The sequence below is a fragment of the Bacillus sp. WP8 genome, assembly GCF_000800825.1.
Taxonomy (GTDB): domain Bacteria; phylum Bacillota; class Bacilli; order Bacillales; family Bacillaceae; genus Bacillus; species Bacillus safensis.
Genome location: NZ_CP010075.1, coordinates 475,269 through 492,231 on the forward strand (window position 1 = coordinate 475,269; position 16,963 = coordinate 492,231).

Annotated in this window: 15 protein-coding genes and 1 pseudogene; 13 read left to right on the top strand and 3 right to left on the bottom strand. The window is 41.3% G+C overall.

Annotated elements, in window-relative coordinates; translation table 11 throughout:
• Positions 1–13: 13 nt before the first annotated feature.
• The 5 genes from QR42_RS02260 to QR42_RS02280 are packed head-to-tail and all read left to right on the top strand — an operon-like array spanning position 14 to position 4,593.
• Positions 14–1,231: an NRAMP family divalent metal transporter gene (locus QR42_RS02260; RefSeq protein WP_039176577.1), complete on the top strand. Its 1,218-nt coding sequence runs from the start codon at positions 14–16 to the stop codon at positions 1,229–1,231.
• Between the two features lie 5 nt (positions 1,232–1,236).
• Entirely contained in the window at positions 1,237–2,028 is a 792-nt protein-coding gene (locus tag QR42_RS02265) for a putative hydro-lyase (RefSeq protein ID WP_039176581.1), read from the top strand.
• Positions 2,029–2,046: 18 nt separating this feature from the next.
• Positions 2,047–2,793: a 5-oxoprolinase subunit PxpB gene (gene pxpB, locus QR42_RS02270; RefSeq protein WP_039176584.1), complete on the top strand. Its 747-nt coding sequence runs from the start codon at positions 2,047–2,049 to the stop codon at positions 2,791–2,793.
• The gene (locus QR42_RS02275; RefSeq protein ID WP_039176588.1) at positions 2,790–3,836 is read left to right on the top strand and encodes a 5-oxoprolinase subunit C family protein; all 1,047 of its coding nucleotides are present in this window, start codon (positions 2,790–2,792) and stop codon (positions 3,834–3,836) included. Before pxpB ends, QR42_RS02275 begins: the two co-directional genes overlap by 4 nt.
• A complete protein-coding gene (locus QR42_RS02280) occupies positions 3,820–4,593 on the top strand; it encodes an IclR family transcriptional regulator (RefSeq protein WP_039176591.1) in 774 nt (257 codons plus the stop codon). Before QR42_RS02275 ends, QR42_RS02280 begins: the two co-directional genes overlap by 17 nt.
• A gap of 34 nt (positions 4,594–4,627) precedes the next feature.
• On the opposite strand, the gene QR42_RS02285 is transcribed toward QR42_RS02280, so the two are convergent.
• Positions 4,628–5,263: an FMN-dependent NADH-azoreductase gene (locus QR42_RS02285; protein ID WP_024720223.1), complete on the bottom strand. Its 636-nt coding sequence runs from the start codon at positions 5,261–5,263 to the stop codon at positions 4,628–4,630.
• Between the two features lie 406 nt (positions 5,264–5,669).
• Between QR42_RS02285 and QR42_RS02290 the strand changes: the two genes are divergently transcribed.
• From QR42_RS02290 to QR42_RS02300, 3 genes are all read left to right on the top strand, one after another.
• A complete protein-coding gene (locus QR42_RS02290) occupies positions 5,670–6,302 on the top strand; it encodes a GDSL-type esterase/lipase family protein (protein WP_039176594.1) in 633 nt (210 codons plus the stop codon).
• A gap of 89 nt (positions 6,303–6,391) precedes the next feature.
• Positions 6,392–7,474, top strand: a complete 1,083-nt coding sequence (locus tag QR42_RS02295) for a C45 family autoproteolytic acyltransferase/hydrolase (RefSeq protein ID WP_039176597.1) — start codon at positions 6,392–6,394, stop codon at positions 7,472–7,474.
• Between the two features lie 129 nt (positions 7,475–7,603).
• Entirely contained in the window at positions 7,604–9,691 is a 2,088-nt protein-coding gene (locus tag QR42_RS02300; protein ID WP_039176599.1) for a BglG family transcription antiterminator, read from the top strand.
• Positions 9,692–9,711: 20 nt separating this feature from the next.
• On the opposite strand, the gene QR42_RS02305 is transcribed toward QR42_RS02300, so the two are convergent.
• The gene (locus tag QR42_RS02305; protein ID WP_228280297.1) at positions 9,712–10,350 is read right to left on the bottom strand and encodes a class I SAM-dependent methyltransferase; all 639 of its coding nucleotides are present in this window, start codon (positions 10,348–10,350) and stop codon (positions 9,712–9,714) included.
• 129 nt (positions 10,351–10,479) lie between these two features.
• On the opposite strand from QR42_RS02305, the gene QR42_RS02310 reads away from it, so the two are divergent.
• From QR42_RS02310 to QR42_RS02325, 5 genes and pseudogenes are all read left to right on the top strand, one after another.
• Positions 10,480–11,349 carry an SDR family oxidoreductase gene (locus QR42_RS02310; RefSeq protein ID WP_024425561.1) on the top strand — a complete coding sequence of 290 codons (870 nt, stop codon included), beginning with the start codon at positions 10,480–10,482 and terminating at the stop codon, positions 11,347–11,349.
• A 293-nt stretch (positions 11,350–11,642) separates the two neighbouring features.
• Positions 11,643–12,065 carry a pyridoxamine 5'-phosphate oxidase family protein gene (locus QR42_RS02315; RefSeq protein WP_039176603.1) on the top strand — a complete coding sequence of 141 codons (423 nt, stop codon included), beginning with the start codon at positions 11,643–11,645 and terminating at the stop codon, positions 12,063–12,065.
• Positions 12,066–12,744: 679 nt separating this feature from the next.
• A pseudogene (locus tag QR42_RS18760) lies at positions 12,745–13,312 on the top strand (DDE-type integrase/transposase/recombinase).
• Between the two features lie 74 nt (positions 13,313–13,386).
• A complete protein-coding gene (locus QR42_RS02320) occupies positions 13,387–14,436 on the top strand; it encodes an ArsR/SmtB family transcription factor (RefSeq protein ID WP_039176606.1) in 1,050 nt (349 codons plus the stop codon).
• A 3-nt stretch (positions 14,437–14,439) separates the two neighbouring features.
• Positions 14,440–15,687: an MFS transporter gene (locus QR42_RS02325; RefSeq protein ID WP_039176609.1), complete on the top strand. Its 1,248-nt coding sequence runs from the start codon at positions 14,440–14,442 to the stop codon at positions 15,685–15,687.
• 185 nt (positions 15,688–15,872) lie between these two features.
• Here QR42_RS02325 and QR42_RS02330 read toward each other — a convergent pair whose 3' ends face one another.
• Positions 15,873–16,895, bottom strand: coding sequence for an alcohol dehydrogenase catalytic domain-containing protein (locus tag QR42_RS02330; RefSeq protein WP_039176612.1), 1,023 nt, complete (start codon positions 16,893–16,895; stop codon positions 15,873–15,875).
• Between the last annotated feature and the right edge of the window lie 68 nt (positions 16,896–16,963).

Consider the following 16,963-nt stretch of genomic DNA (forward strand, 5'->3'; position numbering starts at 1 on the left):
AGGGGGAAACAGCATGAAAACAGAGAAAGTCAAACACATGAAGGCACCAAAGGGGAATCGGTCTATGCTGATGGGCGCTGCCTTTTTAATGGCGACGTCCGCGATTGGACCGGGATTTTTAACACAAACGACCGTTTTCACACAGCAGCTTGCGGCTAGCTTTGGATTTGTCATTTTGATCTCAATTTTATTAGATATTTTTGCACAAACAAATGTATGGCGCATCATTGCCGTGTCAGAAAAACGAGGTCAGGATATTGCAAATATGGTGCTCCCGGGTCTCGGGTATGTGCTCGCCTTTTTGATTGTTATTGGAGGACTTGCCTTTAACATCGGAAATATCGCTGGGGCTGGTCTTGGTTTTCAGGTGATCTTCGGTGTCGATCCGCGAATTGGCGCAGGGATCAGTGCTGTGATTGCCATTCTCATCTTTGTAATTAAAGAGGCTGGGAAAGCGATGGATCGTTTCACACAGGCAGCAGGCTTTGTCATGATTGGCCTGATGCTGTATGTGGCGATTTCAACAGCGCCGCCAGTTGGAGAAGCGGCGGTGAGAACATTTGTCCCAGAGGAGATTGATATTTTATCCATTGTGACACTTGTGGGCGGAACGGTAGGCGGCTATATCGTCTTTGCTGGCGGGCATCGCTTGCTGGATGCAGGTATTAAGGGGAAGGAAGCCCTGCCGCAAGTGACGAAAAGCTCTATTTTCGGTGTCTTAATTACTTCTGTCATGCGTGTAGCACTCTTTCTTGCCACATTAGGAGTTGTTTCAAAAGGCTTGCAGATAGATCCATCCAACCCGCCTGCCTCTGTTTTTCAATTAGCTTCAGGAAATATCGGATATAAAATGTTCGGGATTATTATGTGGGCTGCGGCGATTACATCCGTCATTGGAGCAGCATACACATCTGTTTCTTTCTTCAAAACCTTCTCACCAAAAATTGAGCAAAACCAGCGTGGCATTATCATTGGTTTTATTGCTCTTTCAACCCTTTGTTTTATCACGATCGGAAGACCTGTGAACATCTTGATATTAGTTGGAGCGATCAATGCATTGATTTTGCCGCTCGCTCTTGGCACATTGCTTGTTGCGGCTTATAAGAAAGACATTGTCGGAAATTATCGCCATCCTTTCTTTTTGACAGTGTCTGGTGCATTTGTTGTGGTCATCATGGCGATAATGGGCGGTTATACCATCATCAATGAAATCCCGAAACTATGGAGTTGATTCAGATGAATACTTACCAAACTTATGAGCCTTCACAAATTAGAGAATTGATTCGCGAAAAAAAGATCACAGGACCAACGGCTGGCTTTGCTGAGGGATTTGCTCAGGCTAATTTGATGATTGTCAAAAAGGAACTAGCCTTTGATTTTCTCCTATTTTGTCAACGGAATCCAGCTGCATGTCCCTTGCTTGATGTACTGGACCCAGGTGATCCAGTGCCAAGACGGTCGGCGCCTCAAGCGGATATTCGTACGGACTTTCCTAAGTACCGTATTTACCGAAAAGGGATTCTTGAAGAAGAGGTTACAGATATCTCTGCTTATTGGGAGGATGATATGGTTGCCTTTCTCATTGGATGCAGTTTTACGTTTGAGCACGCGCTTATGCTGAATGACATCCCTGTCCGCCATATTGAAGACAGTCATAACGTACCCATGTATCAAACGAATATAGCTTGTGAAAAAGCAGGAGTCTTTCATGGCCCAATGGTGGTCAGCATGAGACCCATTCCGGCGCATCAGGTCACAAGAAGTGTTCAAGTGACGTCTCGATTTCCATCAGTCCATGGCGGTCCAATTCATATAGGGGACCCAGCGGTGATTGGTATTTCCGATGTGAACCAGCCTGACTTTGGAGAACCATCTGTGATCAAAGAAGGAGAAGTCCCGGTGTTTTGGGCATGTGGTGTGACGCCGCAAGCCATTGTCATGCATACAAAACCCGACATTGCGATCACTCATGCACCCGGGCATATGTTCATCACAGATCGAAGAGATCAAAAGCTCGGTGTACTGTAGAAAGAGAGGTGTCCTCAAGTGGCTTTTTCAACGATAAAAGATTTCATCACCTACCACCCGCTGGGAGATGCAGCGATCGTCATCCAAGCTGGAGCTGACATACATGAGGAGATTCATGCACGTGTTGAGCAGCTGTTTGCATGTATTGAACAGCACCCATTTGAAGGGTATGTAGAAGCGGTTCAAGCCTTTACAAACGTGACTGTTTTTTACGAGCCTTATACCGTTCATCAATCGGCCCAGCTTCAAACACATGACCTGTCTCCGTACGAATGGGTCAAAGGCTATATTGAACAACTTCTTGAAGACAAATGGCAGGAGGGAGTTCAGGTAAAGCGCCGCATTGTGGATATTCCAGTCTGTTACGGGGGAGCGCTGGGCCCTGATTTAGAAGAGGTTGCCCGTATCAATGGTTTAACGCCAGAGGAAGTCGTACGTATTCACACTGCCGGGACGTATCTTGTCTATATGATTGGATTTGCCCCAGGGTTTCCGTTTTTAGGCGGGCTGTCTGAAAAGATCGCGGCACCACGCAGAGAAACACCAAGGATGTCCATTCCAAAAGGCTCTGTTGGTATTGCGGGAAAGCAGACAGGCGTTTATCCAATTTCCACACCAGGGGGCTGGCAGCTCATTGGACAAACCCCGCTGCCGCTTTTTCGCCCAGACGAGGAAATTCCGAGTCTATTGAAAGCAGGGGACGAGGTCAGATTTGTCCAAATGTCTGAAAAGGAATTTTTCAGCATGAAGGAGGCAGAGCGTTGAGTATTCATGTCATCAAACCAGGGATGTACACAACCATTCAAGATAAAGGGCGGCAAGGCTATCAAAGGTATGGCGTCTTAACGAGCGGCGGCATGGACCCGCTTTCACTTAGAATCGCCAACATTCTCACTGGCAACCAAGAAAACGAAGCCGTACTGGAAGTCACGTTGATGGGGCCGGGCCCTGTGCTCACATGTGAGAAGGATCAGCTCATTGCAGTCACTGGTGCTGATGTAGAGATTGATATTGACGGAGAGCGGGCACCTTTATGGAAGCCGCTATTTGTCCGATCAGGAAGCACGATCACCTTTGGTCTTTGTAAGAGAGGCTGCCGCGTTTATCTTGCTGTGGCAGGTGGATTTGATGTAGAGCCAGTCATGCAGAGCAAAAGCACCTATGTAAGAGCGGGGATCGGTGGACTGAAAGGACGTCCTCTTGAAAAAGGCGACGTTCTGCCCATTGGAGAGCCTTCTATCGTAGCGGATCATTTGTTTGATAGGCTAAAAAATAAAGTGAATCAGGCGGGATACGGCGCACCAGATTGGACAGTGAGTCACGATTATTTTTTGCCGCTGCGGAAATCGCCAGTGATTCGTGTGCTGGCAGGGAGGCATTTTTCTCATTTTCAAGAAACATCTCAAACTGCATTTTTTGAGAAGCCTTATCAGGTCACACCTCAATCAGATCGTATGGGCTGCCGGCTGAAGGGAGAGCCGGTTCATTTAAAAGAAAAGCTGGAATTGATCTCAGAAGCTGTCGCCTTTGGATCCATTCAAATTCCTCCCGATGGCCAGCCAATTATTCTGCTGGCAGATCGGCAAACGACAGGCGGATACCCGCGTATGGGAGAAGTAGCGACTGTAGATTTGCCGCTTATTGCACAGGCGATGCCTGGGGCAAAGCTGTATTTTGAACAAATAGATCATCGGGATGCAGAGCAGGCATTATTTAAGCAAGAAGCAGAACTGAGAGAGCTTACCGCAAGAATCAAGCTGGAAGCATTCTCGTTTAGAAAAGGTGAAGAAGATGCAAAACACAAATAAAACGGTTGTGAAATCAATGGAGATTTTGCGGCTGTTTATCGCTCACGATCAATTAACATTAAATGAAATGATCGAGCTATCTGGTATGCCGAAAACATCTGTCCATCGCATGGCGACCTCTTTAGCCGATATGGGACTGTTAGAAAAGCAAGAAACAGGTGCTTATCGATTAGGCTTGATTTTCCTTGAATATGGTCAGCTTGTGGCGGACCGCCTTGATATTCGGAGGATTGCGAGACCATTTATGGAAAGCTTACGTGATGAAGTGGGAGAAGCTGTACAGCTCATTGTTCGCGAGGGTGACGAAGCCATTTACGTGGAAAAGATAGAAGGTACGCAGCCTGTTCGTCTCTACACCGCCGTCGGTAGACGCTCCCCCCTATATGCAGGTGCCTGTGCGAGAAGTATTCTTTCCTTTTTACCAGAGAGTGAAAGACTTGCCTATATTGACTCAATTGAGCTGGATAAGATCGGAATTGGGACTATTACAGATAAAGAGGTTCTAAGAAACATGCTGGAAGAATCAAATGCGCGGGGATATACGTTAAGCTATTCTGAGCTTGAAAACTATACAGCGGCCATTGGAGCCCCTATTTTCAATCATCTGGGGGAAGTGGCAGCAGGTATTAGCATTGCAGGATTTGAAGCGGGCTATCAAAAAGAACGCCTGCCTTACTTAATTCAACAGGTGAAAAAAGCCGCCAGTGATATTTCGAGAGAATTAGGCTTTTCATCCGAACAAATAAAAAGCCAATGACCGTCAAGATCATTGGCTTTTTTGCGTGCAGTTATTAGAAAGTTTTTCCTAAAGCTTTTGCACGTTCGATTGCATCTGCTTTAATTTGCTCTGCTTTCGCAGGCTCAGCATTGTGACCTTCAACGATAAGACCTTCGAAAGAAGGAATTCCGAAGAAGTTCGCAATTGTACCAAGGTAACGGTGACCTGCTTCAAGTTCAGCAGCAGGACCTTCAGTGTAGTATCCACCACGTGCTTGGATGTGAAGAGCTTTTTTGTCTGTTAATAAACCAACAGGACCTTGCTCAGTGTATTTGAATGTTTTACCAGCTACAGCAACAGAGTCGATGTATGCTTTAAGAACTGGTGGGAATGAGAAGTTCCAAAGTGGTGAAACAAATACATATTTGTCAGCAGAAACGAATTGATCGCTTAATTCGTTTAGACGAGCAACTTTTGCTTGCTCTTCAGCTGAAAGTGTATCGAAGCCAGCACCAGATTGAAGTTTGCCCCAGCCAGCGAATACATCTGCATCAATGTGAGGAATGTTTTCTTTGTACAAATCGATATGTACAACCTCGTCACTTGGGTTTGCTTCCTTATAAGATTCGATAAATGCCTTAGCAGTAGCCATACTGTAAGAAACTGTTTCATCATGCGGATGTGCAGTGATGTATAAAACTTTTGCCATGTTCATTCAATCCTTTCTGTCTCGGTTATTTTTTTAGCGTATCCCAAAGGTACGCTGAATATGTGGCATCTTTAATCATATTGGAATGCTATGAAAAAGATGTAACAAGCACAGTTACATAAAAACTGATATTTTCATTGTAATCACATTGTAGTTTGAAGTCAAGATATAAAGTCTCGAAATCAAGATAAAAAGTTTGTAAATTTTTCTGGAACACTTAAACACGCAGATTTCAGCGCAAAAAACCTACTCTTATTGAACAAAAAATCGTTCAATACCGCAAGTAAAGAGTTTGTAAAGGCGCTGCAGCTCAAAAAAAGATGGATGCCTCTAAGTCATCTGCTACAAGCATCTGTTCTCCAAATTCGTATATATAAGAGAAGGCAGGAGAGAGTGAGGGATAAGAGTGGGACGATCCTATGTTGCAATTGGAGATTCCTTAACAGTTGGGGTGGGGGCACGTTTATTTGGCGGAGGGTTTACTCAGCGGTTTCGATGGATGCTTGAAAAAAAGACGCATGCACCGGTCGAGCTGTCTGTATTTGCAAAGTCAGGGTTAACGACCGATCAGATTTTACAGCTCTTCAAACGGTCTGAGGTGAGATGTGCCATTGCAGCTGCTGACATCATCACCATCACAGGCTGTGGAAATGACCTTGTTCAAGCTGTTCAGCAGTATGAAGAAGGTGAAGATGAAAAGAAATTGCTGCAAGCGGTCATGCATTGCCAGGCGAATTTTAGCAAGATGATTCACGAAATTGCTCAGATCAAAAGAGGGCAGCATGAGCCCTATTGCGTATATCTCATGAATTTATATAATCCTTTTCCACAAATACCAATAGCCGGGCGGTGGCTTCAGCAATATAATCAACAACTTCGTTTGCTTGCTGTGAATCCACATGTAGAAGTTGTGGATGTATACAAAGCGTTTGAAGGGCATGAAAGAGCTTACTTATCGATTGATCAATTTCACCCGAATCCTAAGGGGTATGATGCAATGGCAGAAGCATTGTATCAACAATACTGTAAACAGCTGTAATCCGGTGGGATTGCAGTTTTTTTCATCCTTTTCAATAAATGACGGTTTCGATATGATAAAAGAAACGAAGGCGAAAGAGGTGTGCAGGCATGGAGGAGATCAATGCGTTTTTTCAAAAGATGACAGGAACGGCTTATGAAGTAGGAAAACAGCAGGCTCTCTGGCTGAAGGAGAACCCGCTGCTGCAGACACAATATATTCGAACAGAACCGGTAACACAACAGGCTGTGAAGGAAACGAAGCAGCTGATCCGTCCTTTTCTTCCTCAATTAGATGAAGAAATTGCTGGGTTTTGTGATGAAATGCAATTAGATGAGCGTTATTTGACCTTTTTCTATTCATCGCATCTTCAGCCAGGCTGTTCCCATTGTGTGAGGCAGGGGAATATGGCAGCCGGTCAACAAACGGTCATGCTTCGTAACTATGATTTCTCCCCGATTTTTGATGATATGCGTCTTGTGACGACACATGTGAAAGGCTTGGCATGTCATACAGGTTCGTCGCTGCTCTTGTTTGGCAGATCTGATGGAATGAATGAGCATGGTCTTGCTGTGACTTTCTCCGCTTGCGGTCCGCCGGTTGGCAATGAACCCGGTTTAAAGCCTCCAGCAGTCGCCGGTTTGCAGGTGTATCATGTGATTCGCTCTGTTCTGGAATCCTGTCAAACGGTCGAGGAAGCCATTCGCTCAATCCAGGAAATGCCCGTTGCTTCAAATGTTCATATCATGCTTGCGGATCGAAAAGGAGAGGCGGCTGTAATAGAAATCATCGATGGTCAAAAAAGGGTGAGAAGACCGGAGACAGGTTATATTGCCGCAACGAATCATCCGGTAGCTGATCAAACAGCAAAAGGGATGACCAAACATCATTCTATTGTCAGATACGATATGTTAATGGAGGCTTTAAAAGAACAACGATCAAATGATTCTCTTGTGAAGCTATTTCAGACAGAATATCCTTATGGTCTAACTGTGCACAATTATGAGGAGCTGTTTGGAACGATGCGAACCGTCATGTTCCGTCCGGAAGAAGGCACGATTGATTATTGCTTTGGTTCTCCGGTGTACAATCCGTCTTATTCTTTAAAAGCCGGTAGTTCACTGCATTTTCATGAACAAAAGGTACAATTTCATCAAAAGGATTATGGACCGTCATTTTGGAGAAGCGTCTAATGATCCCTTGTTTATATTTTGTCACAGCCGCTGTGCCAAATTCAGATCAACTTAAGATTGCATCACTCGTTGAAAGCGTTTTATATTAAGGTGTGACAATAGACCTATTTATACAGAAGGAGGCATTTCATGTACATAACGGCACGAGAACAGAAAGTCATTAAATACATCATTCAGCAAAATCGTTATGTCACCATTCGTGAGATAGCCGATTCTGTTCAGGTGAGTACAAGAACGATCCATAGAGAACTAAAATCTATTAAACCAATTTTGAAAGATTATCATCTTTCATTAGATAAACAGCCGGGAAAAGGCTTAAAGGCAGTTGGCGAACAGGAGGATAAACAGCGGCTTCTTGCTCATATGTCAAGTGAGGATCAAATTGAATATAGCTCGGATGAACGAAAGCTCTTAATCCTATGTGCGCTGCTTGAAGCGAAGGAACCGGTGAAATTATACACACTCGCAGCTGACTTGCAGGTAACAAATGCGACGATTAGCTATGATTTAGATGAACTGACGGAGTGGATTGCTCCATACGGTTTGCAGCTTATCCGCAAGCGCGGGTACGGCATTGAATTAAAAGGGCCGGAGGAAGCAAAACGGAAAATTGTCGGCAATCTCATTGTTGACCGGCTCGACATTCAATTGTTTTTAGAAACGATTGAAATGAATATCAAACATCGAACGAAAGCAACGGAAAAGGTGTTTGGCGTTGTCAGCAGAGGTCAGCTGCTCAAGGTAGAAAGACTGCTCTTTCATTTGAAAGATCGACTGTCACTTTCCTTATCTGATAGTGCCTATATTGCACTTGTTGTTCACTTAACCTATGCCATCGAACGTATTCAGCTTGGGGAAACCATTCGAATGGAAGAGGAAGAGCTGCTGGAATTAAAGCGGACGAAGGAATTTGAATCATCACTCCGAATGGCAAGAGCGCTTGAACGCATGTTTAATGTGGAGATCCCTGAAGCGGAGGTCGGATATATGACCATCCACCTTCGCAGTGCAAATCGCAGCTTTGGGGCAGAATACCGTATTGATGAAATCGAGCTGGATATCGCGCTGAGAACGAAAAAGCTCATTGATTTTATTTCAAATAAAACCGGCTATCATCTTAATGAAAATGATTCATTGTATGAGGGACTCGTATCTCATCTCGAACCTGCCATGAACCGTCTAAAGGAAAAGATGAGAATCTATAATCCGCTCACACAACAAATTAAAAAAGACTACTTTTTGCTGTTTATGGCGATAGAAGAGGGAGTCGAGCGTTTCTTTCCAGAGATTGAATTTCCAGAGGATGAAATCGCCTTTCTTGTGCTTCACTTTGGCTCAGTGCTTGAAATCAAAAAAGAAGAAACAAAAATTCATGCGCTGGTTGTTTGCTCAAGCGGCATCGGTTCCTCGAAAATGCTCGCCTCTCGGTTGAAAAAAGAATTGCCGGAGATCGCCAAATTCGATCTATCCTCCTTGATAGAGCTAAAGGAAATCGATGCATCGAGCTATGACATGATTGTCTCGACCGTTCCGATACCATATGAGCATATCGATTACATTATGGTCAGCCCCCTCCTAAACGAGGATGATGCCATGCGTGTGAAGGCTCATATTAAACGGAAGATTCCTTATATCATCGAGAAAAAAAGAACAAAAGAATCTCCCAAAGAATTGGTGCAAGAAACCGTTAATATGATGACGGTTGCAGAGCAGGTGACGAATTATATGTTTGTGATTCGCAGCATCCTGTCCCGTTTTACCATTGAAAAAAGAAAGACGATGCCGAAGCATGATGAAACCATCAGTCAGCTGCTTCGTCAGCTTGAAGAGGAAGGGCTTATCATACATGCGGATGATGTAGCGAGCGGCCTTTTGGAACGTGAACAGCAAGGCGGCTTAGGCATACCTGGTACTGAATTTGCTCTTTATCATTTAAAGCATGCATTCATCAAGGAACCAATCTTTCATATTTATGATCTTGATCAAGCATACGAGGTTAAAAGCATGGATGGCGGGCAGCAGCAGATGTCACGAATGCTCATGATGCTGGCGCCGCAAGAGCTTGGCAAGGAAGGGTCAGAAATGTTTAGTCTGATCAGTTCATCCATCATTGAAAGTGAAGAAAGCATGGCGCTTTATGGACAAGGGACAAAGGAAGACATTGAACAGAAATTACATCAGCTTTTCTATCAATTTGTCAAAGAGGCAAAGTGGTAAGTAAGAAAAAGGCCGAGAGCTTAGTCGCTTCTCGGCTTTTTTGCTGTGACACAGACAGCAAGGGTAGGACGAATTTCTTCATACTCAATAGAAAATGGGTCAAACCCTGCAAACTGCATGTCATTTAATATGCTTTCACCCATCTCTTTTGTCCGGTTGGCGTCAGCTCCTTTTTCTCTTGGCTGCATGACAATAACGAGTGTTCCGCCTGGTTTCAAGGTGTGGTAAAGATTGAGTAAGCCCGTCTTTGGATCATCCCAAATTGTAAAATTGTTAACAGACAGCACTTTGTCATACTGCTCTCCGGGAAGGCGTGTTTTCTCGATTTTTCCGACATACAATCGGACCTGTTTGTCTTTTGCTCGTTTGCTGACGCGGGACTGTGCTTGCTCCTGCATGGTTGAAGAAGCATCCAGCCCATCAATGTGAAGATCTTGATAATGCTTGAGCATATGTTTGATGCTGTAGCCGGGTCCATAGCCAATCTCCAAAATGTTTTCACCATCTGTCAGATCTAAGTGGCGGATGGCCCACTGATTCAATGATTTATTTTCATTTGCCATAATGAATCCAGCGATGCTTCCGAGCCAGCCTTTTGGTCTGCTAAAAGTTTTTGAAATGGTAGACAGCATGTGAGAACGCTCCTTTTTGATGATCATGTAACCGATTTTTCTCCTATTCAAACATGTTGATTTTCGGGAACACATCTGTACAGCTTCATGATGTTTGAGTGGAAAAATGAGGTGGTAATGAAAGGATACATCAACAAATCAAGGAGGAGCTTACACATGGATTTACGTGAATATTTAACAAATGGCATTCCGCGCCAAACGCAGGATCAGCAGCCAGGCAGTGAAAGAGAAATGAATCCAGCGCCGATCTTTGAGGATGAATCATATCAAGGTTCTGGCAAGCTAAAAGGAAAAGTGGCACTGATTACAGGCGGAGATAGTGGAATCGGACGGGCAGTATCTGTTGCCTATGCAAAAGAAGGAGCACATGTCGCCATTGTGTATTTAAATGAACATGAGGATGCAGAAGATACGCAAAAACGTGTAGAACAGGAAGGCGTCAAATGCTTAACGATTGCAGGAGATGTCGGTGACGAAGCCTTTTGCGAGAAAGCAGTAGAAAAAACAGTTGAAGCCTTTGGACAATTAGATATTTTAGTAAATAATGCGGCTGAACAGCATCCGCAAGAACGTATTCAAGATATTTCAAGTGAACAGCTTCACCAAACCTTTAGAACCAACTTCTATTCCTATTTCTATTTTACGAAAAAGGCACTGGATTATTTAAAACCGGGAAGCTCCATTATTAACACAACATCAATTAACCCATATCGAGGTAACCCAGTGCTGATTGATTATACGGCGACAAAAGGAGCAATTAACGGCTTTACGCGTTCTATGGCACAATCACTTGTGAAAGATGGGATTCGGGTAAACGGTGTAGCGCCAGGTCCAATTTGGACACCGCTCATTCCATCTACATTTGATGAAGACAGTGTGGAAAGCTTCGGGGCAGAAACCCCGATGGGAAGACCAGGACAGCCTGTTGAGCATGTCGGCTGCTTTGTGCTGCTGGCTTCTGACGAATCGTCTTATATGACAGGACAGACACTTCACGTCAATGGCGGTTCCTTTATGAATACATGATCTACGCGGCACCGCCCAGCTTTGATTGGGCGGTGTTTTTAGTATTTCTTGCGATTCTTCTGCACAGATGTGACAGACCATACGATAATGCCCACAACAACTGCCGCAATGACAAGTGAACTCAAATGGAACATCGTTTCATGATGCATGTTCAACTTCTCCCTTCATTGAACCTGTTTTCTATAGCATCAGCCAGAAGGTCTCTTTTTATGAAAAACACATTTCTTTGTTTAATGAATGGGCCGTCGTGGAAACCTAAGAATACGGATGAAATTTTGAAGGAGTGAAATGATATGTCTCAAGAAGAATTAAAACAGAAGGTATTAAACCTATTAGATGAACAAAAGGTCGGAACATTGGCGACTGTTGAACAGGATAAGCCGCATACTCGCTACATGACGTTTTTCCATGAAGATCTGACGTTATATACACCAACGAGTAAAGAAACACATAAAGCAGATGAAATTGAAAAAAATCCAAATGTTCATATTCTCATTGGATATTCAGGCGAAGGATTTGGTGATACTTATGCAGAAATTGCAGGTACCGCAACATTAACCGATGATCCGGAACTGATCGACCGCCTTTGGTCTGATGAGATGGAGAAATGGTTTAAAGGAAAAGATGACCCGAATCTAGTGATTCTGAAGATTGACCCAACCTCCATTCGTTATATGAATGAAGGAAGCCGTACACCAGCAGAATTATCACTTTAACACTTGCGTAAGCAGGGGGAATGTGTTATAGTTTGATATTAAGTGTTGAAATAAGCAAATAAATAAAGAAAGTAAACTTTCTTTTTTCTATGACACAATGAGAAGCAATAGAGCTTCTACTTGATAAGAACGAGACGCTGTCAAAGCGAACAAACTTATTCTTTTCCTTCTGCACCCGCCCCCCTATATAAGCGGAAGAATGGAAAAAAGACGTTTTGATTTACAATTCACACTGGCACGGCTTCGGAGCCGTAAGGACGAATGAGAGGTAGGGCTTTCGTTGTCTTGTTATCCAGAACTTCCATGGCGTTTACTTTCAAACGTAGGTTCACTCGGAACACATATGACACACTGATATGATCGAATCTTAATTCATATACTCCGTAACGGAGATTAAACATTGATTATTTATTTGCATGAAAAGAGTAAGTAACAGGCTGCCATCTATTTGGCAGCCTTTTTCATTTGGTCAAACAAGAGGACCCCAAAACCAATGAGCCCAAGAAAAGGGAAGATACAAACCAATCGCATAGCGTCCGCTTCAAAAGGGTTAGGGCACTAACAGCAGACCGATGAAGGTTCTGTTGTAAAGTTATTCAAATGAAGCCAAGCTGTAGGGGAAAGGTGTTGAGGAGGATGATACATGAGATAATTTAAAGGAAAACAGTTTAAGAAAGGTATTATATTGGGAGCCGTGCGCTACTATTGTCGTTTTTCTTTGAGTAGCTCCTGAAAGAGCGAGGGATTGCGCTGGGTGCATGAATATGGTAATTTGATTGATCAAATTTTTGGAAGAAGAAAAATAAATCAGCACATTTCGTATGGCATTTAGATGAAACCTATATCAAAGTCAAGGGAGAGTGGCGTTATCTTTTTCGTGCGATTGATCAAGAAGGATATACCTTGGGGTATCCAACTTCGTAAAACAAGAGATCATCAAGCCGCCTATATGTTTATGAAAAGGTCCTACTTTGTACGTTCAAAAAACTGAAACATAACGGTTTTTATGTGCTTACGAAACATTTCACCGTTAAGCATTTAAATAACCTCATCTAACAAGATTATAGACATATCAAGCGACGTTTTGTTAAATCCGCAGGATTTCAAAGTCTTCGCCTCGCCGTGCTTCACGTACAATCAAAGGAATCAAAACGATCTTACTGTTTAACCGTGGATTTCTAGTGGAATCTTTCATTCTTTTTTATATTCGACTATCTTTGCGCAAGAACCAGAACCGTTTGATTTAAAATTGATAAAATAATCGAAAGATATTGAATTTATCATCCCGTAATTATAGAATGTTTATGAAGGAGTGAAAAATATGAGTAAAATATTAACTATCAGTGGAGAAAGGGAAACGTACGAGGTAATGCTTTCATTCTCCATATTATGGGAAAATGCCTTAGGAATAGCTGCTTACACTTATCCCGAAATTCATCCTAGGTTGTCTAAATCTTCTTCATATTGGAGTGAATTAGAGAAAATTTTACCTGAGAATCTAAAAAAGGAACTTGATTTGGTACAAAAACACAACACGTGGTATGCACAACTTCAATTACTTCATCAATTTGATTTTAAAAAAATTGATGAGGTTGTTTTTGAAGTAACAAATTTAAAAATGGATGAATTGCTCTTTATATGCCTTCCATATTTAGGTGTTGAAAATGAGGAAAAAAGGTATAAAGCTGCATTTGAAAAGGATAGTAACTCAATATCAGACTTATACCAAGCCGCTCAAGGACACAAGTTTTTTTCTTCTTATTTACAATACCTTTTTAATGTAAAAGAAGAGGATTTAAAAAAACACTTAGTCATGACTATAACTGGATGGTACGAGAATGTACTAAAATTACATGAAGAACATATAGAATCAATACTTGCTCAAGAGCATTATGAAAAATCCCGTCATCAATCGAAATATGAATCGGAGAAATTTGTAAAATATGTTACCGGTGAAGAATATCACCCTGAACCAAACATTCAGAAGGTATTGTTGATTCCTCAACTTATGTACAAACCTTTGAATATTGGTATGACACTCCGAGGTACAAAGGTCATTTATTATGCAGTTTCGGATGGGAATAAATTTCTAAAAGATGATAGAGATGCCCCGCCATCTTTCTTAGTTCATACTTATAAAGCTTTAGCGGATGAATCGCGTCTTCGTATTGTTAAACACCTTACTAAAAAAAGTTACACATTGCAGGAACTTACAGAAAAACTCTCTATTCCAAAATCTACTCTTCATCATCATTTGTCCATACTTAAATTATCAGGTTTAGTTTCAATTCAATCATCAAAGTATTGTCTCAACAAACAAGAAATTGATTTTATAAATGAAAGTCTAATGACTTATATTGAGGAGCCATGATTGATGAAAGAACAATCAAATAAAATTCATAAAAATTTTTCTTATATATCTCTTTTGGTTGGACAAACTGTATCGGAATTTGGTGGTGCCATTGGAGCACTTTGTAATTCTTTGTTGTTATATGAAATTACAGGATCAAAAGCGGCTATGGGGACACTTTGGTTAACATATTTTATCCCTTCATTAATACTTCAATTCTTTATTGGTCCATTTATAGATCGAATTAGTAGAAAACAGATCATGTTTGTTTCCCAATTTTTAAGGGGAATCGTCTTTATGCTTCCCTTTTCTTTAATGCTCTTTGATCAAGCGCACCCATGGAGTTTATTTGTTATCCAATTGACACTAGGAATGATACAGCCACTATATGTACCTGCTAGCTTAGCGATACTCCCTACTCTAATATCTAAACAACAATTAACCCAAGCGAATGCTTTCTTAGATGGTGTACTAAGATTAATGGGATTTTTGGCTCCACCTCTTGGGGGTCTTTTAATTTCTATCATTGGAGTAAAATGGACATACCTTTTAGTTGGCTGTTTATTCTTTTTAAGTGCATTGAGTTTAATGAAACTTAATGAAAAGCCGGTAAAGAACTTTACTTCCAAAGAATCTTGGTTAAAACTTATTGCTAAAGGCTACGTTTACTTTTTTTCTAATAAACAATTATTATGGTTAGGTATTTTAACTGCATTTGTTCAATTTGCTGTAGGTGCCACTATAGTTATTAATGTTCCATATATAATAGATGAATTAAATGGAAATTCATTTATTTACGGATTATTTATGGCTGGATATCCGTTAGGTTATTTCTTTGGCTCAATGTTAGTTTCTAAATTCCAAAAATTCGCGCAAAAGAATTACATTATGCTACTCGGTTTGCTTATGGGAGGTACTTCCTTTGTATTATTAGGCACTATACATTACTACCCCCTGGCAATTATTGTAGAAATTCTATCAGGTTTATTTTTCCCATTCTTTGGTGCACAAAGTGTAGCATTATACCAAAAAACAGTACCAAATGAATTAGTAGGGCAAGTATTTTCTGTTCGACTGCTTATCATTCGATCAACTATGCCATTAGGAATCTTATTTGCTGGACAATTAGGAGACATAATTGGTGTAAGATATATATATATCATTGTTGGCGGTCTAATTTGCCTGGTAGCTAGCATAACATTAGTTTTTCCATACTTCAGATTTTTGGGTAATCAAACTCTTATTAACTCAAACAACACATTACAAAAATAAATATAAGTTTTCTAGGATGTATACAAAATAGTCTAGCTAAATTTTTATTATTAAAGGAAACATACAATAAGACCAAAAAGAAATTTCTTTTTGGTCTTATTCCTCTGGTTTTTATCAAAATTATATCAAATATCCCTTTAGAGTATTCTTAAAATCAACGAATTAATTCATCATTTCTATTATACCTAAAGAATATCCGGTTCTTCTTCATTAAATTTCAATACAGCACGAAACCTAATATGTCCATTCTCTAATCGGTTCAATGCTTTTTGAAAATCCCTATAAGAGAATTCTTCTATGATTGGTTTAATGTTGTGTAGCGCAGCAAATTCTAAACTTTCACTCAACAGGTGCCTCGGGCCATGAACAGATCCCATAATTCTTTTTCGACCAGCAATTAATTCCTCTGTTGAAATATCAAAATTCCCTGCTTCTCCCTGTACAACTAGAGTACCCTCAGGTGCTAATGCACTAATTGCCTGACTCATATGTATTGACGATATGGTAGGTGCCAAGATAACATCTGCACCTCCTAATTTCAATACTTTGTCTACCCAGTCGGTACTTTCGACATTAATTACATAATGAGCACCTAATTTTTTTGAAAACTCAACCTTGTCATCTCCACGTGTTAAAGCAATTACACGGCAGCCAAAAGATTTTGCAAATTGTATACCTAAATGACCAAGTCCTCCAATACCTAACACAGCTACTGTTTTCCCTGCGGAAGCCCCAGCATGAACTAAGCCGCCATAAACAGTATACCCAGCACAAAATAAAGGCGCTGCTTGTGTAAAATTTATCTCTTTAGGAATTCGAACAACATAATGGGCAGGTGCTTTTAAATATTCGGCGCAACCTCCTGAAACAGTAACCCCTGTTGCTTTCCTATCAGCACAAAATTCAACTTTCCCCTGTATACAGTGTGGACATTCTCCACACCCGCTTTGATCCCAAGGAAGTCCAACTCTATCCCCTATTTTTAACCCATTTACGCGTTTACCAACTGCTACTATGACTCCTGCTGGCTCATGACCTGGAATAATTGGAAATTCGTTCCCCCATTCCCCTCTTGACATATGAATGTCACTATAACACAAACCACTTGCCTTAATCTTAATTAGTACTTCTTCATCGAGTATATTCGGTGTTGGAACGTCTCTTATTTCCCAATTTGAATTCGCTTCAGGAATTACAAGTGCTTTCATATTAAACTCCTTTTTATATCGTAGATATATTTATATTTGTTTTAAAAAATACCTTTTCTAAAATTTAT

Bases quoted from the DNA above. Each gene is read 5' to 3' on its own strand.
- QR42_RS02320 (WP_039176606.1), top strand. From the start codon at position 13,387: ATGAGTAAAATATTAACTATCAGTGGAGAAAGGGAAACGTACGAGGTA.
- QR42_RS02310 (WP_024425561.1), top strand. From the start codon at position 10,480: ATGGATTTACGTGAATATTTAACAAATGGCATTCCGCGCCAAACGCAG.
- QR42_RS02325 (WP_039176609.1), top strand. From the start codon at position 14,440: ATGAAAGAACAATCAAATAAAATTCATAAAAATTTTTCTTATATATCT.
- QR42_RS02305 (WP_228280297.1), bottom strand. From the start codon at position 10,350: ATGATCATCAAAAAGGAGCGTTCTCACATGCTGTCTACCATTTCAAAA.
- QR42_RS02280 (WP_039176591.1), top strand. From the start codon at position 3,820: ATGCAAAACACAAATAAAACGGTTGTGAAATCAATGGAGATTTTGCGG.
- QR42_RS02265 (WP_039176581.1), top strand. From the start codon at position 1,237: ATGAATACTTACCAAACTTATGAGCCTTCACAAATTAGAGAATTGATT.
- QR42_RS02260 (WP_039176577.1), top strand. From the start codon at position 14: ATGAAAACAGAGAAAGTCAAACACATGAAGGCACCAAAGGGGAATCGG.
- QR42_RS02300 (WP_039176599.1), top strand. From the start codon at position 7,604: ATGTACATAACGGCACGAGAACAGAAAGTCATTAAATACATCATTCAG.
- QR42_RS02315 (WP_039176603.1), top strand. From the start codon at position 11,643: ATGTCTCAAGAAGAATTAAAACAGAAGGTATTAAACCTATTAGATGAA.
- QR42_RS02285 (WP_024720223.1), bottom strand. From the start codon at position 5,263: ATGGCAAAAGTTTTATACATCACTGCACATCCGCATGATGAAACAGTT.
- QR42_RS02330 (WP_039176612.1), bottom strand. From the start codon at position 16,895: ATGAAAGCACTTGTAATTCCTGAAGCGAATTCAAATTGGGAAATAAGA.
- QR42_RS02295 (WP_039176597.1), top strand. From the start codon at position 6,392: ATGGAGGAGATCAATGCGTTTTTTCAAAAGATGACAGGAACGGCTTAT.